Source organism: Desulforamulus hydrothermalis Lam5 = DSM 18033 (assembly GCF_000315365.1).
Lineage (GTDB): Bacteria > Bacillota > Desulfotomaculia > Desulfotomaculales > Desulfotomaculaceae > Desulfotomaculum > Desulfotomaculum hydrothermale.
In genome coordinates, this window is sequence record NZ_CAOS01000003.1 from 1 (window position 1) to 26,479 (window position 26,479).

29 protein-coding genes are annotated in these 26,479 nt (G+C 42.7%); 22 read left to right on the plus strand and 7 right to left on the minus strand.

Annotated features, from left to right (window positions below):
- Together tnpA and lexA are read right to left on the minus strand one after the other, a co-directional pair.
- A partial coding sequence (gene tnpA / locus DESHY_RS14785; protein WP_337999084.1) for an IS66 family insertion sequence element accessory protein TnpA occupies positions 1–177 on the minus strand: 177 nt, incomplete at its 3' end.
- 171 nt (positions 178–348) lie between these two features.
- A complete protein-coding gene (gene lexA / locus DESHY_RS01115; protein ID WP_048817841.1) occupies positions 349–972 on the minus strand; it encodes a transcriptional repressor LexA in 624 nt (207 codons plus the stop codon).
- A gap of 158 nt (positions 973–1,130) precedes the next feature.
- On the opposite strand from lexA, the gene DESHY_RS01120 reads away from it, so the two are divergent.
- From DESHY_RS01120 to DESHY_RS14180, 11 genes are all read left to right on the plus strand, one after another.
- Positions 1,131–2,498, plus strand: a complete 1,368-nt coding sequence (locus DESHY_RS01120) for a sigma-54 interaction domain-containing protein (protein ID WP_008409769.1) — start codon at positions 1,131–1,133, stop codon at positions 2,496–2,498.
- 331 nt (positions 2,499–2,829) lie between these two features.
- Complete coding sequence (locus DESHY_RS01125; protein WP_174269695.1) at positions 2,830–3,672, plus strand: fumarate hydratase; 843 nt, start codon at positions 2,830–2,832, stop codon at positions 3,670–3,672.
- Positions 3,673–3,696: 24 nt separating this feature from the next.
- Positions 3,697–4,251: a Fe-S-containing hydro-lyase gene (locus DESHY_RS01130; protein WP_008409771.1), complete on the plus strand. Its 555-nt coding sequence runs from the start codon at positions 3,697–3,699 to the stop codon at positions 4,249–4,251.
- A gap of 158 nt (positions 4,252–4,409) precedes the next feature.
- Positions 4,410–5,954 (plus strand): phosphoenolpyruvate carboxykinase (ATP), encoded by a 1,545-nt coding sequence (locus tag DESHY_RS01135; RefSeq protein ID WP_008409772.1) that lies wholly within the window; start codon positions 4,410–4,412, stop codon positions 5,952–5,954.
- Between the two features lie 109 nt (positions 5,955–6,063).
- On the plus strand, positions 6,064–6,705 hold the full coding sequence (locus DESHY_RS01140) for a succinate dehydrogenase cytochrome b558 subunit (protein WP_008409773.1): 642 nt from the start codon (positions 6,064–6,066) through the stop codon (positions 6,703–6,705).
- A gap of 16 nt (positions 6,706–6,721) precedes the next feature.
- Positions 6,722–8,479, plus strand: coding sequence for a succinate dehydrogenase flavoprotein subunit (gene sdhA / locus DESHY_RS01145; RefSeq protein WP_008409774.1), 1,758 nt, complete (start codon positions 6,722–6,724; stop codon positions 8,477–8,479).
- Positions 8,479–9,228 carry a succinate dehydrogenase iron-sulfur subunit gene (sdhB, locus tag DESHY_RS01150; protein WP_008409775.1) on the plus strand — a complete coding sequence of 250 codons (750 nt, stop codon included), beginning with the start codon at positions 8,479–8,481 and terminating at the stop codon, positions 9,226–9,228. The genes sdhA and sdhB overlap by 1 nt, the downstream gene beginning before the upstream one ends.
- 61 nt (positions 9,229–9,289) lie before the next feature.
- A complete protein-coding gene (gene mdh, locus DESHY_RS01155; RefSeq protein ID WP_008409776.1) occupies positions 9,290–10,216 on the plus strand; it encodes a malate dehydrogenase in 927 nt (308 codons plus the stop codon).
- 161 nt (positions 10,217–10,377) lie between these two features.
- On the plus strand, positions 10,378–11,085 hold the full coding sequence (locus DESHY_RS01160) for a winged helix-turn-helix domain-containing protein (protein ID WP_008409777.1): 708 nt from the start codon (positions 10,378–10,380) through the stop codon (positions 11,083–11,085).
- A 118-nt stretch (positions 11,086–11,203) separates the two neighbouring features.
- Positions 11,204–12,331 carry a YeiH family protein gene (locus DESHY_RS01165; protein ID WP_008409778.1) on the plus strand — a complete coding sequence of 376 codons (1,128 nt, stop codon included), beginning with the start codon at positions 11,204–11,206 and terminating at the stop codon, positions 12,329–12,331.
- 16 nt (positions 12,332–12,347) lie between these two features.
- Entirely contained in the window at positions 12,348–12,491 is a 144-nt protein-coding gene (locus DESHY_RS14180; protein WP_008409779.1) for a hypothetical protein, read from the plus strand.
- 37 nt (positions 12,492–12,528) lie between these two features.
- Here DESHY_RS14180 and DESHY_RS01170 read toward each other — a convergent pair whose 3' ends face one another.
- The 3 genes from DESHY_RS01170 to DESHY_RS01180 form a co-directional block, all read right to left on the minus strand.
- A complete protein-coding gene (locus DESHY_RS01170) occupies positions 12,529–13,908 on the minus strand; it encodes a PAS domain-containing protein (protein WP_235695494.1) in 1,380 nt (459 codons plus the stop codon).
- 108 nt (positions 13,909–14,016) lie between these two features.
- Positions 14,017–14,631, minus strand: coding sequence for a response regulator transcription factor (locus DESHY_RS01175; protein ID WP_008409781.1), 615 nt, complete (start codon positions 14,629–14,631; stop codon positions 14,017–14,019).
- Positions 14,618–16,246: an ATP-binding protein gene (locus DESHY_RS01180; protein ID WP_008409782.1), complete on the minus strand. Its 1,629-nt coding sequence runs from the start codon at positions 16,244–16,246 to the stop codon at positions 14,618–14,620. Before DESHY_RS01180 ends, DESHY_RS01175 begins: the two co-directional genes overlap by 14 nt.
- A 359-nt stretch (positions 16,247–16,605) precedes the next feature.
- Between DESHY_RS01180 and DESHY_RS01185 the strand changes: the two genes are divergently transcribed.
- The 5 genes from DESHY_RS01185 (at position 16,606) to DESHY_RS01200 (ending at position 19,246) form a co-directional block, all read left to right on the plus strand.
- Positions 16,606–17,073, plus strand: coding sequence for a hypothetical protein (locus tag DESHY_RS01185; RefSeq protein WP_008409788.1), 468 nt, complete (start codon positions 16,606–16,608; stop codon positions 17,071–17,073).
- Between the two features lie 108 nt (positions 17,074–17,181).
- Positions 17,182–18,255 (plus strand): YeiH family protein, encoded by a 1,074-nt coding sequence (locus DESHY_RS01190; RefSeq protein ID WP_008409789.1) that lies wholly within the window; start codon positions 17,182–17,184, stop codon positions 18,253–18,255.
- A 35-nt stretch (positions 18,256–18,290) separates the two neighbouring features.
- The gene (locus DESHY_RS14665) at positions 18,291–18,416 is read left to right on the plus strand and encodes a hypothetical protein (RefSeq protein WP_008409791.1); all 126 of its coding nucleotides are present in this window, start codon (positions 18,291–18,293) and stop codon (positions 18,414–18,416) included.
- A 79-nt stretch (positions 18,417–18,495) separates the two neighbouring features.
- Positions 18,496–18,939, plus strand: a complete 444-nt coding sequence (locus DESHY_RS01195) for a universal stress protein (RefSeq protein ID WP_008409792.1) — start codon at positions 18,496–18,498, stop codon at positions 18,937–18,939.
- A 106-nt stretch (positions 18,940–19,045) separates the two neighbouring features.
- Positions 19,046–19,246, plus strand: a complete 201-nt coding sequence (locus DESHY_RS01200) for a hypothetical protein (protein ID WP_048817783.1) — start codon at positions 19,046–19,048, stop codon at positions 19,244–19,246.
- Positions 19,247–19,278: 32 nt separating this feature from the next.
- On the opposite strand, the gene DESHY_RS01205 is transcribed toward DESHY_RS01200, so the two are convergent.
- On the minus strand, positions 19,279–21,096 hold the full coding sequence (locus DESHY_RS01205; RefSeq protein ID WP_008409793.1) for a DUF342 domain-containing protein: 1,818 nt from the start codon (positions 21,094–21,096) through the stop codon (positions 19,279–19,281).
- 171 nt (positions 21,097–21,267) lie between these two features.
- Between DESHY_RS01205 and DESHY_RS01210 the strand changes: the two genes are divergently transcribed.
- The 4 genes from DESHY_RS01210 to DESHY_RS13970 all read left to right on the plus strand — a co-directional run bounded on the left by DESHY_RS01210 (position 21,268) and on the right by DESHY_RS13970 (position 23,252).
- A complete protein-coding gene (locus DESHY_RS01210; protein WP_008409795.1) occupies positions 21,268–21,666 on the plus strand; it encodes a BFD domain protein (2Fe-2S)-binding domain protein in 399 nt (132 codons plus the stop codon).
- Positions 21,667–21,819: 153 nt separating this feature from the next.
- A complete protein-coding gene (locus DESHY_RS01215) occupies positions 21,820–22,542 on the plus strand; it encodes a metallophosphoesterase family protein (protein ID WP_008409797.1) in 723 nt (240 codons plus the stop codon).
- Between the two features lie 197 nt (positions 22,543–22,739).
- Positions 22,740–23,051 (plus strand): ArsR/SmtB family transcription factor, encoded by a 312-nt coding sequence (locus tag DESHY_RS01220; RefSeq protein ID WP_048817784.1) that lies wholly within the window; start codon positions 22,740–22,742, stop codon positions 23,049–23,051.
- Between the two features lie 51 nt (positions 23,052–23,102).
- Entirely contained in the window at positions 23,103–23,252 is a 150-nt protein-coding gene (locus DESHY_RS13970; protein WP_008409800.1) for a hypothetical protein, read from the plus strand.
- A 686-nt stretch (positions 23,253–23,938) separates the two neighbouring features.
- Here the strand turns inward: DESHY_RS13970 and DESHY_RS01230 are convergent.
- Positions 23,939–24,421, minus strand: a complete 483-nt coding sequence (locus DESHY_RS01230) for a DUF6544 family protein (protein ID WP_337999085.1) — start codon at positions 24,419–24,421, stop codon at positions 23,939–23,941.
- A gap of 66 nt (positions 24,422–24,487) precedes the next feature.
- Here DESHY_RS01230 and istA point away from each other — a divergent pair, with 66 nt between their 5' ends.
- Together istA and istB are read left to right on the plus strand one after the other, a co-directional pair.
- The gene (gene istA, locus DESHY_RS01235; protein ID WP_008409807.1) at positions 24,488–25,711 is read left to right on the plus strand and encodes an IS21 family transposase; all 1,224 of its coding nucleotides are present in this window, start codon (positions 24,488–24,490) and stop codon (positions 25,709–25,711) included.
- Entirely contained in the window at positions 25,708–26,475 is a 768-nt protein-coding gene (gene istB / locus DESHY_RS01240; protein WP_008409491.1) for an IS21-like element helper ATPase IstB, read from the plus strand. The genes istA and istB overlap by 4 nt, the downstream gene beginning before the upstream one ends.
- Positions 26,476–26,479: the final 4 nt, after the last annotated feature.

Sequence of the window (26,479 nt, forward strand, 5' to 3'; positions counted from 1 at the left end):
TGTCAGTTGTTCACAGGCAGCCTCTCGCAGTTTCCGTTGCCAATAGTAGTAGGTGTTTTCACGGAATCCCTCGCTTGCACAGAAGGCTTTAATACTAAGGCCACTTTCATTTTTTCTGCGCACTATCTGTGCCCAGTGTGCCAGGCGGTATTCCGCAGCAATTTCTCTAGTATTCATATTGCTGATACTCCTGTTCGTCTTGATTTACCACTAGTGGTTTTTCAAGTTTTTCATAGCCCAGTGTATCAGTTTTGAATTTGTGATTCTAGGTGACGGCTGGTTTGTCGCTTACTTTTTCGTTTCAAACTTGAGTTAGAGCCAAAAAATATAAGGTCGCCGTTGGCGACCTTATATTTTTCTCATCAGTCCTACCACTTTGCCTAAGATTTTTATATCCCGCACATAAATAGGCTCCATCAAACGGTTTGCCGGCTGTAGTCTGATTTGATTTTTTTCTTTATAAAATATTTTAACAGTGGCTTCGTCCTCCAACAAAGCTACGGCTATTTCGCCGTTGTTAACCGATTCTTGCCTTCTCACCAGCAGCAAATCACCTGGTAAAATACCGGCCTCAATCATGCTTTCGCCACGCACGGTCAGCATAAAAAACTCGCCGTATCCGGTAAAACTGCGGGGCAACATTACCCTGTCTTCATAATTTTGCACAGCCAACAGAGGGAGCCCGGCAGCTACTTCCCCCACCATGGGAACATATACCAGTTCATCTCCGGTTTGAGCTGGCTGGGGCTGCTCCTTGCCGCTGTCCGGGCCGATTACCTCAATAGCCCTGGGCTTGGTAGGATCCCGGCGCAAATATCCCTTTTGTTCCAATCTTTTTAAATATGAATGAACAGTAGAGCTGGAGGAAAGACCTACTGCCTCGCCGATTTCTCTGACCGAGGGCGGATAACCCTTTGCTTTGACATTTTCAATAATAACCTTAAGGACGGCTTCTTCCCGGGCATTTAACATAAAAGGGTTCACAACCTTTCTCATTTTAAGAGATAAAGGGGTATTTGGTATATTATAACATTGATTAAATAAAGTCGCAAAACATTTGTTCGAAACAAATATAGGTTTTTTGCAGGTTTTTGTAATTAATGGGCGAATAATGGTAGGGGGTGATGGATATGCTGCCCATAGCTATGCTTTCCGCTATCTTGGATTCTGTACAGGAAGCTATAGAAGTAACGGACCGTGACGGCAATATTATTTACGTTAATCCTGCATTTTGTCGGATTACCGGGCTGTCCTTTGAAGAACGCACCAAGCAGAACATCTTCCAAGCTTCTCCCAACGGCGCCCTGGCGCTGGCGTTAAAAACAGGCGTGCCGGTGAAAGGCTACCGTACCAGGGTGGGAGGGAGCAATGCAGAGGTTATTTCTAATGCTGTACCAATTATTATTAACAATGAAATAGCAGGTGCGGTGGTAATTTTTCAACATATTACCGACATAATTAAGTTGGTTGAAGAATTAAAAAAAAGCAACAGTATGCTGCGAAGCCTTTCTGATAAATACGGACAGGTTACCCGAAGTAAATATAATTTTGAGCAAATTAAGGGTAGCAGCCAAGCTCTGCAGGAGTGCATAAGAATCAGCCGGCAGGCAGCCCGCAGCAGCAGCACGGTGTTGCTGCTGGGCGAAAGCGGCACCGGCAAGGAACTTTTTGCCCATGCCATCCACCAGGCCAGTTCACGCAAAGAAGGTCCTTTTATTGTCATTAATTGTGCGGCTATCCCGGAAACGCTGCTGGAAAGCGAATTATTCGGTCATGTGCGGGGAGCTTTTACCGGTGCTGTAAAAGATAAAATCGGTAAATTTGAATTGGCCCATGGTGGCACGCTGTTTCTGGATGAAATCGGTGACATGAACCTGCTGCTGCAGGCCAAGCTGCTGCGGGTGCTGCAGGAGAGGGAGTTTGAGCGTATCGGTGGCACCAGACCGGTTGCCGTAGATGTAAGGGTAATTGCCGCCACTAACAGAAACCTTAAACAGCTGGTTAGGCAGGGCTTGTTCAGAGAAGACTTGTATTACCGGTTAAATGTGGTAGAAATTAACCTACCACCCCTGCGAGAACGTATGGATGATTTAGAAGAACTGGCCAATTGCATGGTAGTCAGATTAAACCGTAAATTAGGCAAAAAAATTATTGGTTTAACCCAAGAGGCCATGCTGGCACTGCGCAGCTATCACTGGCCGGGCAATATCAGAGAATTGGCCAACGTATTGGAAAGGGTAATGGTATCTTCGGACAGTAATTTAATTTCCTATCAGGAACTGGCTCCCTATTTGCAAGTTAAGCACCGGGAGACAAGTGAAGCCCCGGATGATATCATGCCACTGGACCTGTTAGAACGGCTGATGATAGAAAAAGCGTTACAAAAGTATGGTGCCGGTGTAGAGGGGAAAAGGGAAACAGCCAGGCAATTAAACATTTCTTTAGCCACCCTGTATAATAAGATAAAAAAGTACCGGATTAATATTTCTAAAAAATAGAATTATTTCTAATTATTATAAACAAATGCCGCAGCACGTTGGCTGTGTGGCTTGTTGACTTTAGTTGCACCAAAGGTGGTTTGGTCTCGGACAAGATTATGCAGAACGGAAATTTATAAAATTTAGAAATTATTTTAAAAATAAAGTGACACATTAATGGAAAAGTATTACATAATGTATTACATAATGTATCACAAACACAGGTTAACAGTATGTTTTACGGCCACAAGGCAGCAGCACTTATGTTAGCAGCGCGGCTGGTTGACGGTTGGTACTAATTTTGCATTACTGTGGGGTAGCTGCTGCCAATAACACAAAGGGGGTAGTTGACATTAGAACCATTGATTGCAGTGTTATTATTTCAGAAGTAGCAAGATTATGCCAGGAAGCCAACTTCCGGTTGGGGGAAGACGTGATAGAAGCTTTTAAAAAATCATGCCAGACGGAAGTTTCTCAGAGCGGCCAAGAAATATTAAATATTTTATTGGAAAATGCAGCCATTGCGGCTGCCGAATCCCTTCCTATGTGCCAGGATACCGGCGTGGCGGTGGTATTTTTAGAACTGGGGCAGGAAGTACATATTATTAACGGCCATCTTTATGAAGCGGTGAATCAGGGCGTCAGAGAAGGATATCAAAAAGGCTGCTTGCGCAAATCCTTGGTGGGTCACCCGTTGGCAAGGGTTAACACCGGTGACAATACACCGGCGGTCATTCATACAAAAATTGTGCCCGGCGATCGTTTAAAAATAACGGTAGCTCCTAAAGGGGGCGGCAGTGAAAATATGAGCGCCTTAAAAATGCTTAAACCGGCCGAAGGGATAGAAGGCGTGAAAAATTTTGTTTTGCATACTGTTAAAAACGCCGGCCCGAACCCCTGTCCACCCTTAATTATCGGGGTGGGTATCGGCGGTACGATGGAAAAATGTGCCCTCTTGGCCAAAGAAGCTTTATTAAGACCGCTGGGACAGCCGCACCCGCAGCGGGACATAGCTTTTTTAGAACAGGAATTATTGGAAAAAATCAATAAACTGGGCATCGGTCCCGCCGGCCTGGGCGGACGTACAACCGCGCTGGCGGTTCACATTGAAATTTTTGGTTGTCATATTGCCAGCCTGCCGGTGGCGGTCAATATTAACTGTCATGCGGCCAGGCATAAGTCAGTAATTATTTAGGATCAAAAGGGAGGATTTTTTCGAGTGACCCGTGTTTGTTTAACGACACCCCTTTCTGATGCAGCAGTGGCCAATTTGCGCATCGGCCAACAGGTTTTAATCAACGGTGTTATTTACACAGGCCGCGATGCAGCCCATAAAAGATTGGTAGAGCTGTTAGAGCAGGGTAAAGACCTGCCGGTGGACCTGCGGGGGCAAATTATATATTATGTGGGGCCTTCGCCGGCGCCGCCGGGCAAAGTTATCGGCTCAGCGGGACCAACAACAGCCGGCCGTATGGATGCTTATACTCCCAGGTTAATTGAACTGGGGCTTAAAGGTATGATTGGTAAGGGGGCCCGTTCAGAAACTGTCAAAGAAGCCATGCAAAAATACCGGGCGGTTTACTTTGCCGCTGTGGGCGGTGCAGCAGCCTTAATTGCCAAGTGCATTAAGCAGGCTGAGGTGGTGGCCTATGCGGATCTGGGGCCGGAGGCAATTTATAAATTAACTGTGCAGGACTTTCCTGCCATCGTAGTAAATGATGCTTACGGTGGCGACTTGTATCAGGAAGGCAGAAAAATTTACGCCGAGGAGTAAACCTGTTTGGTTTACTCCCGGCCAGGGAATGCTTGATCAGGGCTGATTTTTGCTGTGATGCCAATTGGTTATTATGTGTTTTGATTTTTTAAAATACCAGGCAACTTATCTTTTGGCTGCGTATACAGTATACAAAAGAGCAGAAAGGAGCCGGAAACATGAATAAGCTAAAGCGTACGGTTGATGCCCGAACAATTATCGACAACCCTGGTTTAACAGAACTAAGAAAGATGGCTTCACCAAAAGAACGAACTACCAAATACGGCAGTGCTGGTTTTATTTCCCGGATGCGCAACCGCAGTGCCAGGGCTACGTTTATTGTGGATTGCGAAGGGTTTACCCGGGGTGTGGATCAGCAGGGTATGCCGCCTGAAAAAGCGCTGGCCCTGGCTGAGCAGGTGCATGAGTTTTTGCAGGATAAAGAAGTAATTCGTATGGATCGTCAGTTATGCCTGCATCCTTCATGCAGCTTTCATTGCCGTTTATATATTACCAAAGATTATGCCAGTATTCCCCTGCAATGGTTGAATATGACTTTTGCGGTAAAAGACAAAGATGCCGAACCGGATTTTGTTACCATTTATGTGCCTGAGTGGCCCCAGTGCATTATTTTCTGCCATCCTCTGGAAAAAATAACTTATATCCTGGGGCCGGATTATTTTGGCGAGTGCAAAAAGTCTTTTTTGCGGAAGGCCATGTATGCCATGAAAGAAAAAGGTGGGCTGGGCTTCCATGCCGGCAGTAAAGTATTGAGAGTTTTAGACGTGCAGGGTGAACTCAAAGAAGTAGGTTTTATTATGTTTGGTTTATCGGGCACCGGTAAAACCACCTTAACCATGCACGATCACGGCTTAACCGAACCGGAAAAAGTCATGATTCGCCAGGATGATGTGGTATTGATGGATGAGCGGGGTTACTGCTACGGAACAGAAAACGGTTTTTATATTAAAACGGAAGGTTTAGATGAAACCCAACGTGTGCTGTTTCAGGCTGCTGTCTCTCCCCAGGCTATTTTTGAAAATGTAATGGTTTTGGAGGACGGGACTATTGATTTTAACAACGTGGAACTTACGTCCAACGGTCGGGGGGTTATCTTAAGATCCGAAGTTATCGGCACAGATGATAAGATTGATTTAGAAAAAGCCCATAAGATTATTTTTATTACCAGGCGCAACGATATCCTGCCTCCGGTAGCAAAGCTAACGCCGGAACAGGCGGCTGCTTATTTTATGTTGGGCGAATCAATTGAAACATCAGCCGGCGATCCCAGCCGTGCCGGGCAGTCGAAACGGGAGGTAGGTACCAACCCCTTTATCATGGGACCGGAAGCAGATGAGGGCAATCGCTTGTTGGATATTTTAAAGGCAAACCCGGATATGGAATGTTATCTCTTAAATACCGGGGCGGTGGGCGCCCGGCCGGGACGACCGGGTCAAAAGATCACCATTGCCATGTCCACAACCATTATGAAGGAGATTGCCAGGGGCAACATTCAGTGGCAACAAGACCCCGACTGGGGCTATCAAGTACCTGCAGCCATACCGGGTATTGAAATTGCAGCGTATCTGCCTCGGCATTATTATGATCACAACACATATCAAGAATTGGTAAATAATTTGCGCCAGGAAAGAAGAAACTGGCTTAATAAGTATCAAGGGCTGCGCAGCGAAATACTGCAGGCTGTGGAACCTCCCGGCAGTTAATCAGTTGACTTGTATACATGCATTTGTTCGGTTTTTCATGCGGGCCTAACTTCAAAAATATGATATAATTTTCCATGTAAGCAGTTCAGGGAGGCGGGGAGGATTGTAAATGAACGCAGTATCTGCACAAAATGAAGGATTGGCTAATTATCATTTTTTTGTTCGGAAACTTCACTCTTTTCTAGGTTTTTTCCCTATCAGCTTCTTTCTGACAGAGCACTTAATAACAAATTCGCTTGCTGTAGTTAGCCCGGCTTTATATAACAGCGCTGTGAGCCGGCTGCAAAGCATCCCCTTTTTACCGGCAATAGAGTTTTTATTTATTGCCCTGCCTCTTGCCATTCATGCTTTATACGGTCTTTATATTGTCTATGTGGCAAAAAACAATGTTTTAAGGTACAGCTATCTTAGGAATTGGGCTTTTTATTTGCAAAGGGTAACAGCTTTAGTCAGTTTAGCCTTTATACTGGTGCATGTTTGGCAGTTGCGCGTGGCCTATGCCTTAAGTGGATTGGCTATAACATTTGACACCATGTCACATCTGCTGGCCAACCCCTGGTGGCTTGCCTTTTATGTTATCGGTTTGTTGGCAGCAGCTTTTCATTTTGCCAACGGTTTATGGAACTTGACGGTTAGCTGGGGCATTGCAGTGGGAGAAAAGGCACAGGAATTTATTTGGAAACTGTGTATGGGATTGTTTATTATTGCTTCCTGTGCAGGGCTGGCTGCAATTGTTGCCTTTATCCAGTAATGCGGGGGGTTTTGCTATGCAAACAAGCAGCATAATTGTTGTGGGCGGCGGCCTGGCAGGTCTTATGGCAGCCCTGAAAGTGGCAGAAATGGGAGTGAAGGTTCAGCTGTTTTCCCTGGTGCCGGTAAAAAGATCCCATTCGGTTTGTGCCCAGGGAGGTATTAACGGGGCTGTTAATACCAAAGGTGAAGGAGATTCCCCGCTCATCCACTTTGATGACACTATTTACGGAGGAGATTTTTTGGCTAACCAGCGTCAGGTGCTGGATATGTGCCAGGCCGCTCCGGCCATTATTAATTTGATGGATCGGATGGGGGTAATGTTTAACCGTACGCCGGAGGGGTTGCTGGATTTTCGGCGTTTTGGCGGCAGTAAACACCATCGCACCGCCTTTGCCGGAGCCACCACCGGGCAGCAACTATTGTATGCCCTGGATGAACAGGTTAGACGCTGGGAAGCGGCGGGCTTGGTAGAAAAATACGAAGGCTGGGATTTTTTGTCGGCAGTCTTGGACGACCGGCAAGTCTGCCGGGGTATTGTGGCGCAAAACTTGCAGACGATGGAAATCAGGGCCTTCGCTGCAGATGCCGTAATCCTGGCAACGGGGGGCTGTGGCGTTATTTTTGGCAAAAGCACTAATTCCATCATTAATACAGGTGCTGCAGCCAGCGCGGTTTACCAGCAGGGAGTTTATTATGCCAACGGAGAAATGATCCAAATTCACCCCACCGCCATTCCCGGGGATGACAAGTTGCGCCTGATGAGTGAATCAGCCCGGGGTGAAGGGGGGCGTGTGTGGACCTATAAAGACGGCAAGCCATGGTATTTTTTGGAAGAATGGTACCCGGCATACGGTAATTTGGTACCTAGGGATATTGCTACCAGGGCCATTTATAAAGTTTGCTATGAACTGAAACTGGGTATCGACGGTCAGAATATGGTATACCTGGATGTTTCGCATATTGACCGAACCATTCTGGATAAAAAGCTGGCGGGAATCCTGGAAATTTATGAACGGTTTGTGGGGGATGATCCACGTAAAGTACCTATGAGAATCTTCCCGGCGGTGCATTATTCCATGGGTGGATTATGGGTGGACTACCATCAAATGACCAACCTGCCGGGTTTGTTTGCCTGTGGTGAGTGTGACTACCAGTATCACGGGGCCAATCGGCTGGGGGCTAATTCATTGTTGTCCGCCCTTTACGGTGGCATGATAACCGGCCCTAACGCTGTTAAGTACAGCAGGGCATTAAATAAGCACGCCCAAGATGTGCCCCGGGCGGTCTTTGAAAGAGAAGTAAAACGCCAGCAATCTTTTATGCAGCAAATTTATCAAATGGACGGGCATGAGAATGTATATAAACTGCACCAGGAGCTTGGCAATTGGATGACCGAAAACGTCACAGTGGTTCGATATAACCAGAGGCTGCAGGAAACAGATGATAAAATTCAAGAGCTGATCCAACGGTGGCACAAGATTAAACTGGTTGACAAAGGAAGCTGGGCCAATCAGGAGGCAGCCTTTACCCGTCACTTATGGCATATGTTGCAGTTGGCCAGGGTAATCACACTGGGGGCGCTGGCCCGCAATGAGAGCAGGGGAGCCCATTACAAGCCCGAGTTTCCCGAGCGTGACGATGCCAACTGGCTAAAAACCACCAAGGCCCAATTTACGCCTGACGGTCCTGCCTTAAGCTATGAAGAGGTGGATACATCTTTAATTCCGCCGCGGCCCCGTCGTTATGATGTTGACAAGGAGGCGGTCGGTTAGTGAGCGAGAACTATGTATTATTAAAAATTAAACGTCAACCGGATCCCCACCGGTCCCCTTACTGGGAGGAATTTAAAATTCCTTATAAAGAAAAGATGAATGTCATTTCTCTTTTAATGGAAATCCAAAAAAATCCTGTCAATGCCAGGGGAGAATCCACCACGCCGGTGGTTTGGGAGTGTAACTGCCTGGAGGAGGTCTGCGGGGCCTGCACCATGGTGATTAACGGTATTGCCAGACAAGCCTGTTCCACCCTGGTGGATCAACTGGCACAACCTATTGTTTTAGAACCGCTCAGTAAGTTTCCGGTAATCAGGGATTTAATGGTGGATCGGACGGTTATGTTTGAAAATCTGAAAAAAGTTAAAGCCTGGATTCCAATTGACGGTACCCATGATTTAGGACCCGGGCCGAGGATGGCTCAAAAAGTGCAGGAGGAGTGTTATCCTATTTCCCGCTGTATGACTTGCGGCTGCTGTATGGAAGCATGTCCCAACGTGAATAATAAAAGCAAGTTTATGGGACCGGCACCCCTGGCCCAAGTGAAGCTGTTCAATTCTCATCCCACCGGAGCTATGAACCAGGAGGAACGTTTGGATGCAATTATGGGAGTGGGCGGCATAACCGATTGCGGTAATGCCCAAAACTGTGTTAAAGTATGTCCTAAGCAAATTCCGTTAACCAAAACTATTGCTCAATTAAACAGAGACACCACCCTGCGCGGAATAAAAAGATGGCTGGGGCGATAAAACCCTTCCTCTCTGGCGCCGGGATGTCGTTTAATGAATTGAAAAGGGGAGGAACTAATAAATGAAAAGAAACAAAATAACCATTGTGGGTGCCGGCCATGTGGGAGCCACCTGTGCCCACTGGGCGGCGGCCAAAGAGCTGGGAGACATTGTGCTGATTGATGTGGCTGAAGGTATTCCCCAAGGAAAAGCCCTGGATCTTATGCAGGCTGCCCCGGTGGAGGGTTATGACAGCATCATTGTTGGTACTAACAATTATGAGGATACTGCCGGGTCAGACATTGTGGTAATAACTGCCGGGATGGCACGCAAGCCCGGTATGAGCCGGGACGATCTTCTAAACATGAATGCCGGTATTGTCCGCAGTGTCACCGAGCAAATTGTCAGATATTCTCCCGACGCTTACATACTGGTGGTTACCAACCCGGTAGATGTCAGTACATACATCGCTTATAAAACAAGCGGCTTGGCGCCAAACCGTGTTTTTGGTCTGTCCGGCGTACTGGATGCCGCCCGGTTCCGCACCTTTATCGCCCGGGAACTGAATGTGTCCTTTGAAGATGTCACCTCCTTTGTACTGGGCGGTCATGGCGACGATATGGTGCCAATGGTACGGTACACTTATGTGGGAGGTATTCCGGTAGAAAAGCTGATTTCTAAAGATCGTTTAGATGCTATGGTGGAACGGGCCAGAAAGGGTGGCGCAGAAATTGTAAATTACCTGAAATCCGGCAGTGCCTATTACGCGCCCAGTGCGTCGGTTATGCAGATGGCGGAATGTATCTTGAAAGACAAAAAACGTATTTTACCTGTGTCTGCTTATCTGCAGGGCGAGTACGGCGAAACGGATATTTTTGCAGGCGTGCCTGCTGTTATCGGCGGCAATGGAGTGGAAAGGGTTATTGAGCTTGATTTGAATGAAGAAGAAATGAGTGCATTGAAAAAATCTATTCAGTCGGTGCGAAATAATATTGCCAAACTGAGTTAACCAAGGGGCCGGCGTACACGCAAAATGTGTGCCGGCCTGTTTTCCTTTTTTAATGAACAATTATCGAAGGTGTTTAACCTAATCTTAACTGATTGTTCAGTAAACTTTAACAAATCCCCTATATAATTTAATTAAAAAAATAAGCAGAGTAGGGGATTGCTTTGGCAAAAATTGTTGTTGTGGATGATGAAACCAATATTTTGGAGCTAATAAGGTTTAATTTAGAAAAAGACGGGCACCAGGTGCTGACCAGCACCGGCGGTGAAGAAGGGCTGCATTTAATTCGTTCCGAATTGCCGGACTTAGTTATATTAGATGTTATGCTGCCAGAGCCGGACGGTTTAGAAATATGCAGGCGGCTGCGCCATGATCCAGCCACTGCTTTGGTGCCCATCCTGATGGTTTCGGCCCGGGGAGAAACCCTGGACAGGGTGGTGGGTTTAGAAATGGGGGCAGACGACTATATTGCCAAACCCTTCAGCCCGAGAGAGTTGATGGCCAGGGTTAAGGCGGCCCTGCGGCGCGCCAAACAGAATCAGCAGACCTCGTCTGCCGGCCGGGAGTTAAGATGCGGTCCCATCATGCTGGATACTGAAAAGTTTCAAGTGGTAGTGGCAGGACAACCTGTTAGCTTTACTCCCAAAGAATTTAAGTTATTAAAGATATTAATGTCTCATCCCGGCAAGGTTTTTACCAGGGAACAGCTGTTGGACCGGGTGTGGGGTTTTGACTTTAATGTTGATACCCGCACAGTGGATGTACACATACGGTATGTCCGGCAAAAGATTGAGCCAAATCCTGCTAACCCCATTTACATTAAAACTGTGCGTGGCATTGGCTACAAGTTTTCAGGTGATAATACCGAGTGATCTAACAGGCTTACGGTTGTCCCGTAAGCCTGTTAATTTTTTCTCAAAATATGTCGATTAGGTTAAATTTATTGCTATAATATAAGAAGTTGAATTTGCTTACCCGGGAGAGATGCCAGTGCAGCGGAATATAGCTTCTCATATATTTAATTTAATACCAGGTGTACTGTTAATGTTTGCCATAGCGGTTTTTACCATGGGCGGTGAAGACCTTGGCATTCCCTGGCCGGGTTTAGAAACATATTTACGTACCAACCCTGTTACGCAAAAGTTTCTGATTGAAATATTGCGATTAAATTACATTCTTTTGTCTATTATAATTGGTATGTTAATCGGTAATTTATTTAGATTACCGTCCTGGCTAATGGCAGGAGTTGCCACCTCCCGCTTGTTTATTAAATTAGGCGTCATCCTGCTGGGGTCATTATACAGTTTTGTGGAAGTGGCGCAATTAGGTGCCACGGCTATTTTTCTGGTATTAACTTTTGTGGTTATTACGTTGGTTTTTACTCTCTGGTTGGGAAAAAAAACCGGCATGGAGCCTTCCTCAGCTGCTGTGCTGGCAGCCGGTACGGCGGTATGCGGTGTATCAGCCATTGTTGCTACAGCACCGGCCGTACGAGCTAAAACCACAGATGTGGTTTTTTCTATAGCCACCGTGCTGTCCTTTGGAGTGGTTTGTATTTTTCTGTTTCCCATGATCGGCCATATATTAAACCTGAGTCCTCACCAGTTCGGGGTATGGTCTGGGACAGGTATTCTAAGCTCCGGGCAAGTATTAGCGGTTTGTCTCATTTATGATCCCGGCACAGCCAACCATGCTTCTGTCAGCTTAAAAACCGGTGAGATTTATAATTTAACCAGGGTGTTGTTTCTGCCCTTTGTGGTGCTGGCACTGGCCGCCCTTAGCAGCCGTTCCGCCAGGCTGCCGGATGATCACATCAATATTCACACCGGTTTATGGAGCAAGTTTCCTGTCTTTGTCTTAGGATTTTTAATTATGGTTTTTCTTACTTCACTGGGCTTGCTGGGACAGAACTCACCCCCGTCGCCGGAGTTGATAACTATCCGTAAGCTGTATAACTGGTTTTTTGCCATTGGTTTGACCGGCCTGGGTATGCAAATTTCTTTTTCTGAACTGCGAAAAGCGGGGGGCAAACCTTTGGTGGTAGGGTCAGCGGCTGCTTTTTTAAAAGCCCTTTTGGCCCTGCTGGTAGTGTTGCTGTTTATGCCGGAAAATCCTTAAGTCAGAGGGTGAAATTATGACAAAGAATAAAAAAGAAATACAGCCTGAAAAATATGAAGCAAAAATATATACTCTTTTTGCCACGGAAAGAATGGAAGATTATGCGGCTCTTTCGCTGGCGCTGCTTATTGTAATTATTGTATTAATGGTTCACCAATAAAAAACCTCCTTGCCATTCATAAGGCAAGGAGGTTTTTTTAGGAACCAAAGGGCTGGCTGTTGTTTAGCAGCATAATCAGCGTTCCCGCGTAGATGCCGTCATCATCATAGACCGGGGTTACTTCACAGTTAAGGGAGTCTGAAAGGCTCAGTCTGTGGGTTGTGCGAGAATCAATTTGGTTATAAATGAAGGCAGCCAAATTACGATCAACTACCTCAATACTGGTACCGGGAACTAAATTATTAAGATAACATTTAGCAATTAAATTAGCTAAGGCAATCTCGTGGTTTTTATTAACAAAAACTATTCCCTGGGGCAGGGCATCAATTAATTTATCTAATATTTGATAATAAAAAGCGCTGTCCTGGTTGCTTGTTCTGATAACTGTTAATGAGCCTAAAATTTTATTGTTCTTAATAATGGGCGAATGAATGGCCTTAAGCAATTTATCCCTGAATTTTAAGGTTAAGGTGGTGGATCCTTCATTTTCCTTGGGCAATTCGTCTGTATTACCGAACAGTTCTTTTAATTTAATATTTCTTAATGTGTTTTTTCGATCCGCAAATATGTGATGCGCTGCTTCGTTGGCAAATAAGATGCGTCCGGAGTTATTGGCAATAATCACACCTTCATTAATTTGGTTAAAAATAGCAAAATCAATATTTTCAAAATAAGTTTTAGCTGTATTAACTCCCCAGAATTCAACCAGTAATTCATAAAGGCAAACATAAAGGGCAAATACCAACAGCAAAACCGTTATGGCCCGGTATAATTCAAAGTTATTTGCCTCAAAAAAGAAGTATAGTTTCCAAAATCCGTCTCCTGCTTCCGACATGACAATTCGATACTTTTTATTGTCATAGTAAAAAGTATCTTGTTGAAGATCAAAAGAAGCAGCTTTAACCTTTTCAAAGGGCCAGAGCACAGGCCGATTGGCAGCGTCAAAAACAGCTACCCGATAGTTTTGATTAATAAATCCTTGAATTAATTCATTTTGCAACCGGTCAAGGCGGAAACTTACTGCTAAAGTGGCATTTTTGTTTTTTAAAGGATACAAGGTAGTAATTGCTTCGTTTTTGGACGATGAATCCAGGTGTATACCGGCATAGTATATATCGGAAATCTTTTGCGGCTCAAACTGCTTGGCCAGGGAGATAACAAATTGATCCGGCGTTAAATTAGAAGCAGAGCTTAATATTTTGCCATCTTTTAACATATAGATATTAACCAGGTCGGGTACAAAATAAATGTTATCATAAAAAAACCGTTGCATGTCCGGTTGATGATCCAGCATACCGGCAATGCTTATGGTTACTGTCTTTAAATGTTCATGGAAATTGTTAGTTTTATTGACAGCCATTTGCACAATACCTGATTCATAGCGGTTGATAACGTTGTTAGTGTGGCGAAATTCCATAATTCCAAATAAAATAAAAATGCTTAAAAAAAAGATCGTTACAAAAGTAGGAAAGATACTTTTAAATAAGGGGGATTGTCTCATAAAATCCTCCGGTTAAACGACTGTTTATTTAATGATGCCTCTTTTTACGGCTACAGTGAGTGCTTCTTCCACAGAGTGAACATTTAATTTAGTAAATATATCTTTTAAACGTCTTCTAAAAGTAGAAAGGCTGATATAAAGTTCCGCGGCAATTTCCTTTTGATTTTTACCTCGAGCAAGCAATTGTAAAATTTGTATTTCATTTTCTGTTAAACCTGTGTCTGCCAGATTCAACAAACTGTCGGTATTTAAGCCGGGATAAAGATAAGAGCCTCCCTTGTGGGTCATAAAAACTGCAGACTTAATCTCATCAAAAAAGGCGTACTTGGGAACAAAACCCTTAACCCCACATTCCATGGCTTTTTTAATAAATATGGGATCGTCATAGGTGGTAAGGGCGACATGCTTAATTTGTGGATAAATTTGTTTAATGCGGCCGGCCAGCTCTAAACCGTCGCCGTCAGGTAAGCCAATATCAAGCAAAATTACATCAATATCACTTGTCAATTTGGCCAGGGCTTCTTGACAAGAGCCGGCTTCCGCCACCACTTGCAAGTTCTCTTCCAACTCCAATAGTTTTTTCAGGCCCTCTCGAAAAACATTATGATCTTCAATTAACATAAGTTTAATTTTCTTCATCCGCTTGTCCTCCTGATTGTATCGGGACAGTTAAAGTAACGCAAAATCCGCCTTCGCCATAACCAAACGTAATATCGCCGCCAATCAGTGCAGCTCGCTCCTTCATTCCCCAGAGACCCTTGCCTGCCAAAAAATCGCCTTCAGAGCCGCCGTTGTCCATTATTTCTATTTTTAGGGTTTCTTGTTGTTTGGTAAAGTTAATATCCGCTTCGGTGGCTTTGGCATGTTTAACAATATTACTTAGGGCTTCTTGAATGATTCGATAAATAATAATCTCATCCTTTTTTTTCACGCGTAATGCCCGATCTTGATAAAAAATATATACTTTTATTTTATTGAGCTTTTCATAAGTTTGAATGTACGATTCAAGGGCGGAAATTAGACCTACTTTATCTATTAAATAGGGGTGAATGTCATTCATAATCCCACGCATTTCGATAGCTGCATTTTGGCAATGATTACGCAGATCACTTAAATTTTGCATCAATTCATTATCATTTAGTTGTCCCGCTTTATGCAACCGTAAATTATAATCCAAGGAATGGATTATAGTAGACATATATCTGGCAATCCAATCGTGAATTTCAATAGAAATTCTTTTTCTTTCTTTTTCCAGGGTATCCAGTAACAATGGCTTGTCCTTTTGTTCATCGGTCAACCTGGCAATCAACAATATTCCCATTAATTTATTAAACAATATAATCGGCAGATAATCTACAGTTAGATCAATGCTACGCCCGTCATTGTTAAAGCTAATTTTTTTTCTAAGTATTGGTTTTTGTGTTAACAATACGTGCAGAAGTGGTTGAGTAATATTTTGCAATGACGGGAAAAGGGCAGAAAATTGTTCAATATGTTTATTGTTTACCATTTCCGGCAATAAACCAAATAGGTCACGCGCAGATTTATTGATGTATTTTACTTTACCGGAGTTGTCAGCAAATATTAATGCGCTGTCTGTGTGCTCAGCCAATTCATTTGCATAAAAACATTTATTAATATATGGTTTTAAAAAAAGGTAAAATACATATGGTAAAACAAACATTGAGATAAGCCATACTATCAATAACAGTATGGTTTTTTTGTTGACATTATCTAATACAACCTGAAATGAATGCTCTAAATTTTTATTATATATTTTTCTAACATCATATAATTGTGCATTAATTTGCTCGCAAAATTTATGGTTCCGTAAATAATATTCATAAATCTTCTCTTGTGTGTATTGATTGTTTTGAATCGCAGGTATTACATCGACAGAAACAAAATTTATGTAGCTTTTGTATAGGTCTATAAATTCAAAGACATTTTTATTGTTAGATAAATTTCCGTTGGTTAAAAATTCTGCTTGTTTTTTAGATAACAAAGCACTGTATTTATAATAATCATTCAGATACTCAGGTTTTTTTAATAAAATATAATTTTGCATATTATCTGCCATTGTATTAAAGGCATCATGAATTTCATTAATATTAGTTATTTGCTGCTGGTAATCTTTTATTTTATCAATTTGTTGAAAAGAAGTTAATATTGCTTGAAAGAGTAAAACAGAACATGCGCCAACGGTTAAAAGCAATATTAGTATTATTTTAATAATTTTATTATTAAAAAACATATAGCCACCGCTCTACAATAAACTTAATTTAACCATAAACAGTTAATATATTATTTTGACCATTTACACTAAAATCCTTTCCAATATAATTATTTTTTAACAAAGCAAGCCTGGCCAATAATAGCATGTCGTACACAAGACAGTTGACAAGCAATTTGCAAGACAAAATAACAATCATGCAAATGACACAAAAGTGTCATTTGCATGATTGTTATTTGCCATATACGGCTTGTTTCATTGACCTGAAACACTAAAAACATTAAGATTTCATTAAGTTAACCAACTGGTTGCCATTTGTTAATGATAAAAGTAACAAATGTAACATAAGGTTAAAGGGATGACTTTTAGGAGGGAATTTTGTGAATAAGATTCACATTAACATCTCCCGTAAAAAAAAAGAAAAACTGGTAAAGTGGTATGGATGGATATTTATTTTGTTAATCTGCATGACGCCATTGGTAATAATTGTACTTCCTAAATTAATGTTAAATGTAAACAGAATTAATACATTGCTAAGAGAATCCATTATCCCTGAAAAAGAAAGTGTGAACGGTAACGTAAATAAAGTAACTTGGAACAAAACTTATGACGGTGATTTGGGTTGTATAGAAGGAGAAATTGAAATAATCAACCATGAAAATAAAATTATAAAATGCATTTTTAAAAAGTATGTAGGGCCAAAGTATAATGAAACTTTTGAATTGAATGTAAATGATAATATTTACCTAACCGGTTTGTTCAAAGAAAATGTCTTCTTGATTAGAAATATGCAAAACAACGGCAATAATCAAGTGTATACTACGGAACCAATGGTTTCGGTGTACTAAATATAAAAACTTGAAGAAGGGGGGAGCTGCCACCGTAGGTGCGGTTAAATTTCCATTTTAAACAGGTAGCTTATTATTAACTTACTAATAGTTTGGAGGTGTATTTACTTGGCACAAACACAAATCAGCCAAGCACAAAGTGAAAGCTTAAGTTCACAAATTGCTAAAGCAATACCGGGTCTTATTCTGGTTGTTCTGGTAGCCATTGCTGCCAGCTGGGCAGAAGGATTTATTAAAACAAACTTTAAAAAGATTTATGAAATTGCCCACCTGAACTACGTTTTGTTGGCAATTATTTTTGGTATGTTGATTCGCAACACTGTAGGTGTTCCTTCGGTGTTAGAGCCGGGTCTTAAATATTCCACTATTTTAACCAAAACAGGTATTGTGGTCATGGGTACCAAATATACTTTGGCTTCGCTGGTTAAAGTAGGTACCACCAGTATGATTTTTATTGCTGTTACCTTGTTTGGTACTGTTGCTTTGATGTTCTGGCTGCGCAAACGTTATGAAATGACCGATTCCCTGGCGGGATGCTTGGCGGCCGGTTTCTCCATCTGCGGCGTTTCGGCTACTGTGGCTACCGGCCCGGCTGTTAAAGCCAAAGGGCAGGAAATGTGCTACAGCATTGCAACCATTCTGATTTTTGGTCTCTTAGCACTGTTTACTTTCCCGGCTTTAGGTCACCTGTTCGGTTTGAATGAACATCAGTTTGGTGCCTGGGTCGGTGTCGGTATTGTTAACTCAGCGCAAGTTCTGGCAGCCGGTATGGCCTATGGTCAGGACGCCGGACTTATAGCCGGTATTTATAATATGGGTCGTGTAGTGCTGTTGCCCTTTGTTGTCTTGTATGTGGTAATGCTGGTACTGAAAAACGACAGCAAAGCTGCCGGTGAAATTAATAAAACTCAGTTTGTTGTGGACAAGTTCCCGGTCTTTATTATTGCTTTCTTAATTGCTGTGCTGGCCAATACAGCCGGTTTATTCAGCAAAGAGGAAGTGAAAATGGCCAACACTTTTATGACCTGGGCATTCACTTTAGGTTTTGCCAGCATTGGCTTAACCACCAAATTCTCCGATATGAAAGCTGCCGGTAAAGACGGTATCGTGCTGGGCTTCATTGTAGGATTTATTAAGGCAGCCTTTGCCCTGGTGGTTGTAAAATTTGTGCTTCCTTTATAATAGTAAGTTAATTAATAAACAGGAGGTGCCTGTTGATGTCTGATAAAACCAGTTGCGGGGTAGATGAACAAAGGGCTGCTGACCTGAAGGTCAGAAGACAAGACTATATGGTTATCTCTTTAGGATTATTCTTGCTGGTACTGGCCAAAGTTATGGCTTAATCTAATCATGCTTTTATCTATGGCAGGGTGGGGACTGAGCAAGTCCTTGCCCTGCCATACTATATCAGGGAGTGGGGTTATGTTTAATAATATACTGGTGGCAGTCCACGGTGATGAAAAAGAAGCCTTTTGGGCCAAAATAGAGGCTTTAATTATGTTAACTAAACCGGAGGTTACAGTACTGCATGTATCCGAGACCGGTTTAACGCATTACGGTTATGTGGACCAACTGGCAAGCGGTATCGCAAAAGAACAGTTTATCGAATACATTTATCAGATGGCTGAAGAAAAACAACAGGTAATTTATCAGAAGATTAAGGAGCTTTCGCAACGGGCAGGTATTAATTTTATGTGGCAAGTACGCCGGGGATCCCCTGCGAAGGAAATAAGTTCAGAATTAAGCAAGGGAAGTTATGACTTATTAATATTAGGCACTAAGCCAAAGTCACTGGGCAATACTTCCAGTAAAGTAAAAGAAAATTTGCTAAAACACAATTGCGTTTCGCTGTTAATTTTACAATAAGAAATTACAAATATTTTGTCACTACATGTCAAACTCCTTGTTTTAAGGCCGGATTATGATAAAATATTCACAAAACTAATCCTGCCTGAGAAACGAGGGTGAGGGCATGAAGAATTCTAACAGCCCCACAGGAAAAGAATTGTTAAATTATTGGGCAAAGATTTTTCCCTGTCTTTTGCTTTCGGTATTATTTTTCTGTATTGTTCGTACTTACAGTTTTGAACATCCGCTGGTTTTAGTGCCGCTTGTGACAAGTATATTTGTGTTGTACTATTTTATTGTTCCCATAGCAAATGATGAAGAATAATAGGAGCTTAAAAAAGCCACCCGTAAAGGTGGCTAAAAATTTTTTATTTGCAAGTTTCCTTCATCGTCCAGATCAACAATAATATTAAACATTTCTTTATCTAAAGTTTTGCTCATTTTCCCAATCTGTACAGTAACACCTTCAAAGGCATGCTCAATTTTAACTTTTTTATCTGCGGCCACGGCCACCTGTGATTTGGTACCCATCTGCGAGCCAACCTCTTTAATATACACATCATCCGCCGCATTGATGATGCCGCCCCGAAAAATTCCGTCTATTTTTACATTGCCTTCAGCTATAATATGGGTGTTAAAACAGCCCTGACTTACCAAAACATCGCCGGAACTTTTAATTACAGAATTAAGCGCCACTTTAATACTGACCATACTTCGGTTTTTAACCAGGCTGTCCACATAATAAAAGAAATTATTTAAATCAGTCAGGGTTTTTTGAAAATCACCCGGTGTTTGATATTGCAGTATATTAATGCCGCTAAGACTGTTAATGGTTCTTTGTAAAACCTGCTCATAGCTGCCAAGTAGTTTCAAGTCCATTTCTTTAAATTTTTTGTTTAGTCTGTCCAACAAACCGTTAAGATGTATAAATTTCTTTTCTATTAACAGAACCAGTATATTACCAAAAATCACCTTTGTTTTGGGAGGCAGTTTTTCAATCATTAAATTGGCTGAAATATACAAATCCTCTAAATTTCTAAGCAGGTCTTGCAGTAAAGGCTTCAAATTATTACATAACACACTGAAACCGCCGCTTATTACCTCGGCATTTACTATATTCCCTTTAATATCAACATTGCCGCCGGCAGTGATTTTACATTTTGTAATAATATTTTGTACAGTTATATTGCCGGTGGCACTGACGCTCATGTCGTTATCTACTGACCCCAAGATGCTTACATCGCCTTTAAATCGTACGTTGCCGGTTTTGACATTGACATCACCGGGGATTGTCAGTACCGGTTCAACTGAAAAAAACCAGCCGTTGCCTGACTTCTGAACTTTTGGTTGCCCTTCTCTGGTGGCTACCGCCTTCAGTCCGTCCTCCACTATTTCAACGCCGGGACCGGCCAGCAAATTTATTCTTTTGGGTTCTCTGGCTTTACAAACCTGATTGGTCACGGTTAAGCCCGGACTGCCTTCCTGACCGAGCATCTTTCTGGCTAAGGTATCGCCCATGGATACTGATGGTATATTGCTCATTTCTTTAAAATCAATAGTACCCTTGATATTTTCATAATGCGTGGCGTTATGTTCAAACAGCAGCTCAACTATATCATCTGTTGATTGGCCGGGGGGCAGACCCTGGGCAACCTGCTTCATGCCATCCCTTGGTTCTTTCAGTATACTGTCTATGGCATGAAGGTCAATGCCATAGCTTACTTTGTGATGAATTAAAAGGCTTATCAATGATTCACGGGTTTCTTTAAATATTATCTGTTTTTTAAGTGCTGCCTTTAATATCAAATGATGTGCAGGTGGACAATCGACCAGTTCATATATGTTGTGGCATCCGGTTTTAATTTCTAAAAAAGCTGACATTTTATCAGGCGTGATATGAACTTTTACTGAACCCGGTTCTTGGCGGCTGACGGGGATGGCTTCTATTTTATCACGTTGCGATACCTCTGTTTTGCCGGCAACCGGTTTGTCATTTACCAATATTTTAACTTCCGGGCAAGGCGTAATAGTAGCCTTTTTCCCTTCATCGGCAGGATCCTGCACATATATTTTACCACCCTTAACCCAAGCTGCCCCCTGATTTATTTTTCCGGGGGAAGAAAAAGCGTCTGTTCCAGGTTTTTTTTCGGCAGCAGTTTGTTCTTTTGCATCCATCCGGCAACCCCCCCCTGGTTTAGTTGATAATTAGTTAATCAAAATTATTTATAAGTATTTTCGGACATTTTAATATTAACTAAACAGAACAAACAGGATTTATATATTATTTCGGATAAAAAATAAAAAACTTAACTTTCCAATTTACCTTTGACAACCAGGAGGGAAAATATGACTATAGTTTGTGGTGTCCCAACGCAGGAGAAATCTGCTGCCTGCCCGGTTTGCGGCAGCGGTGGCAAACCGATGCAGCCTGCCACACTTCAAAGCCTTATTAAGGAAGACTACCTGCCGGAACAACTGACAGGCTACAGTATGTGTCTTAACGCCAGTTGCCCGGTGGTGTATTTTGGTCAGGCAATTATTTATAAAGAATCGTTAAAAGTAAAAGTTTGGTTTAAAGAATCAGACCCCGCAGTACCTGTTTGTTATTGCAGTAATGTTTCTACCCGGGATATATTTGAGCATATCAAAGTAAAACAATGCTGTCATAATCTCAAGGATATTCAGGAACACACCGGCGCTAATACAGGAAAACAGTGCTTGCTTAAAAATCCCGCCGGCACATGATGTTACCCTGCAGTGCAATCGGTGATTGCCAAAGCATTAGAAGAACGATAACTTATCATAAAAAGCAGACAATAAATTATTAATATTTTTTAATATCTATTTTACAATTGCTTTTCATTTGTGTTGTAAACTAAGGCAAGAGGTGATGCAAATTTGAAAATAGCTGTATTGTCAGACATTCACAGCAATTTAACAGGCTTACAAGCAGTACTTCGGGACATTGAAGCAAGGGGTATTAACAGAGTTTATTGTGCCGGAGATTTGGTGGGTTATGGTTCAAGACCCAATGAAGTAATTGCATTGCTGCGCGACAGGCAAATTCCTACTGTGATGGGTAATTACGACGATGCTGTCGGATTTATGAGGTTTATTTGCGGCTGTGATTACAAAGATGAAGCTGCTATGAAGTTGGCTGAAAAATCTATGCTTTGGACTAAGGAACATACATCGGAAGAAAATAAAGCTTGGCTCAGGGAATTGCCTCAACAGTTATCCTTTACTGAAGAAGGATTAAGGTTTCTCATTGTACACGGCAGCCCCAGGCAACTTAACGAATATCTTTTTGAAAACACGCCTGATGACTATTTAAATCAGCTGCTGGCCGAAAACACCTGCGATGTCTTAATCTGCGGCCACACCCACTTGCCTTATTATAAAGAATTAAGTAACGGCCATGTGATTAACGTAGGCAGTGCCGGTAAGCCCAAACACGGTAATCCCAATTTAACTTATGGCATATTGGATATTCAAGAAGGGGGGCGGCTGCAGGTAGAATTTGTTCAGGTTGCTTATGATTTTGCCCGAGCAGCCAGGGATATTGAAGAAGCCGGCTTACCCGCTGAATTTGCCCGGGCTATTAGAACAGGAACGGCATAAAAAAAGCAAACGCATCCCGAAATAAGACGTTACAATGCCAAGCTCTAAAGCAACCATATCGCTGAAAAGGGATACAGGTTGCTTTTTTAATTTAATATTGCAAAAATCAAAAAAAGTTGATATGATTAAGTAAATATTAAAATTATTTAGTTCTGCCATGCCTTGTCAAAAACATGGCAAATGCATATTATATATTTATGATTAACAAAGTGCAGATAGCCAAAGCATTAAGTGATCCTATCCGTTATCAAATCATGCTAATGCTGGCCAGGAGGGAGGAGGGGTGTTGTCAAGGGCCCGGTACTGGTTATATGCAACCGGGATTATGCAATTGTGAAATTATGGCGGAGCTAGGCATGATTCAATCGAGGGTTTCTTATCACATGAAAGAACTGGCAGAAGCAGGTTTGGTCACAGAGGAACCCAGGGGAAAATGGAAAATGTATTATCTTAATACCGACACCGTAAGACAATATATCGAGCAGCTGAAAATAGATTTTTTAGAGTAAAATTTTTTTAAGCATATACATCAAGAAAAATTGATATTAGGAGGGGCCAAAATGAAAGAAAACTTGCGTGAATTGGTCAAGCAAAAATATGCACAGGCCATAACACAACAAGGGTGTTGTTGTGGCAGCAGCTGTTGCGAAGGAGTAAACAGTGACAGCGCTGATATGATCAGCGGTAACCTTTATTTCGAAGTCAATTGACAGGTTTGCCCGAGGATTTGGTAGCCAGCTCTTTTGGCTGTGGCAATCCTACTGCTTTAATAGATTTGCAGCCCGGCGAAGTGGTTCTTGATCTGGGCAAACGGTTCAATAATAAGCGCCTTTATCAGGGCAAAAAAGTAAGTTATTTATAAAGTTGTTTATGAATTCATAAATTTAGAAACAAACAGTAAGACTCCTCAGGTTGCTGAACAAGGTTGCTGAACAGTCCGAGGAGTCTTAATTATTTAATTAGGCGTCAAATTAACAGAATTAACCGGCATACAGAGAGATTTGTAGGGCTCATGAAATATAAAAGGTATAAAAAGGATAATGTGGTTATTATTAATGGCCATATTGGTTCCGATAATGTATATTATGTTAACTTCTATAGCAAATTGTTTGGTTTTAGCTTGTTGCTCTTTAGCCTATTTTTTTGTCCCGTTGATATTTTTGGCATCATGGACAAGCTAATAAGGCTTTTTATGGCTTTTGATTTTTATATCATTCATTGCTTTAGACATGGTTTAATCATGTAATATGGTTGACATTGCAAGGATACTACGAGAGGGATAAATGAAGGAGAGAAATTATATTTTAAAGTATAAACCGCAGGAACCGTCCCTGCGGTTTAATACAAGGAGAGAAATATATTTTAAAGTATAACCCGCAAGAACCGTCCCCGCGGTTTAACTAAATATAATGTTATTGATCTTGCCTCTGAAGTACTCATAATCTCCCCAGGAAGTATGCCAGACTGCCTTAACTAAAGAAGGAAAACGGACACCCTGTCTTGTTATATAGTGATCAGCATACACTGACCACCTCATTTTTTTATATTCCCTGCCCTTTTCGGTATAGTATCTGTCATCAGATACAAAACGGACAAACTCACCTGCTTCATTGAAATAAAAAATACCGCTGACCTTTGTGTTATTATAGGCTATTTCCGCCTTTGCCGTTGTTTGATCAATGTCTGTCCACCTTAGGTAGCTTTGCAAAGCATAGGCAGGCACTAAAAAACATTCAGCAAGAACAGTAACCAGCGCCGAGGCATCTATCTCCCGACCTTTAGCATCCGCAATGCCAATGAATTTTAGCAGTTTAATGCGCATATTGCCATGTCTGTCACCGCCGGGATATAATTGACCCAGGTTCGCCGGAAAGAAAATGACCCACCCTTAGCGAATATATCCCCTTCGTAATTAACGGCCAAGTTAATCTTCGGAGGGAGACACATGCTAAGGAGTGGGATAGTGATATCGTTACATACCATGAGGGCAGAAGGCAAGAGTATTCGTGAAATTGCCCGTCTAACGGGGCATTCTCGAAATACAGTTCGCCGATATCTCCGGGGTGAATTCTCCCCCGAAAAGGGAACCCGTAAATCTCGTGGTTCCAAGCTTGATCCGTATAAACCGTTCCTGCAGGAACGTCTTCAAGAAGGTATCTATAACTGCGAGGTTTTATTCGATCTTCTACGAGAAAAGGGGTATACCGGGGGACGTACCATCTTGAAAGACTATGTGAAGGACTTCCGTCCTCCCAAACAAGTTCCCGCTGTTCTTCGTTACGAGACGAAACCTGGTGAATATGCACAGGTCGACTGGGGACTGTGTGATTACGTAGATTTGGACGGTACAGTCCGAAAAGTGCCGGTATTTGTCATGGTATTGGGGTACTCTCGTTCCACCTATATAGAGTTCACTAAGCGTTGTGACATTCACAGCTTTCTTCGTTGCTTGATTCATGCTTTTGAATATTTTGGGGGCATCCCAAAGGTAATGCTGACCGACCAGATGAAAACCGTCGTACTGGGCATGGGAGATGATCGAAAACCTCGCTGGCATCCGCTTTTTGCCGACTTTGCTGCAGCGATTGGGCTTGTTCCAAAAGTATGCAAAGTTCGACGCCCCGAAACAAAGGGAAAAGTGGAACGAGGCGTTCAATACGTAAAAAACAACTTTCTTCCTGGCAAACGCTTCGTTGATTTACAGGATCTCAATCAACAAGCCCTACACTGGTGCGAGCGGATTAACCGCCGTATTCATGGAACAACCGGCGAACGTCCCATCGACCGACTCCGTGAGGAAAATCTGTCGCCTATCCCTTCAGCTGAACGATGGGAAAAATACTTGCATGAACCAAGACAGGTCAGCCGAGACGGATTTGTTAGCTACGATGGTGTACGATATGGGGTTCCATGGAGGTACAGTGGACGTGAGGGTACCGTGCGAGAAGTGAATGGGTGGGTGGAAATCTGGGCCGACGGCACATGTATTGCTCGACACCAAAAGGTCTATCGATCCCGTGCAACTGTTTTTTGTGAAAACCAGTATGCAGGTCTTACGACTGCTCAAGGATATGCCTATCCACGTCCGCAAGCCCGACAGATTTCATCGCAGCAAGTGGAAGTGCGTTCGCTGGATGTCTATGAGCAGCTGACGGGGGTGGGAGCATGATTGAACTGGAACAAGCACGGCTACGTCTCGAGGAACTTGGGCTTCAGCAAGCGGCTCTACTCTTGGATGCCCATTTGGAAGCGGCAAGTCATGGACAGCCCACCTATCTGTCCTTTCTCAACATGCTTCTAGATGCAGAGATAGCGGAACGTCAAAAACGGAATATGGAGGTACGCACCAAACTCGCACACTTGCCTTACCGAAAAACGCTGGAGGAGTTCGATTTTGCTTTCCAACCCAGCATTGACGAACGGTTGATTCGAGAGCTGGCCACGATGACTTTTGTAACCCGACACGAGAATGTCTTGTTCTTAGGGCCTCCCGGAGTAGGAAAAAGTCATCTGGCGGTGGCGTTGGCTGTAGAAGCCATCTCGCAAGGGATATCCGTTTACTTTGTCAGTCTCTCGCAACTCATCGAAGATCTGCGAAAAGCTTACACGGAAAACAGGCTGGATAAACGCCTACGCATCTATATTCGACCAAAGCTCCTGATTATTGACGAAATTGGTTACTTACCGTTTGACAGTTTGGCAGCTAACCTCTTTTTCCAGGTAGTAAGTGCAAGATACGAGAGAGGGAGTATTCTGTTGACCAGCAACAAGAGTTTCGGTGAATGGGGGGAACTGATGGGCGATCCGATACTTGCTACGGCTATCCTGGATCGGCTCTTACACCATTCCCACATCGTCAATATTAGGGGGAATAGTTACCGACTTCGTGAGAAGATGAGGACTGGAGCCTACGGCTCCCCCTCTACCACCTAACCAA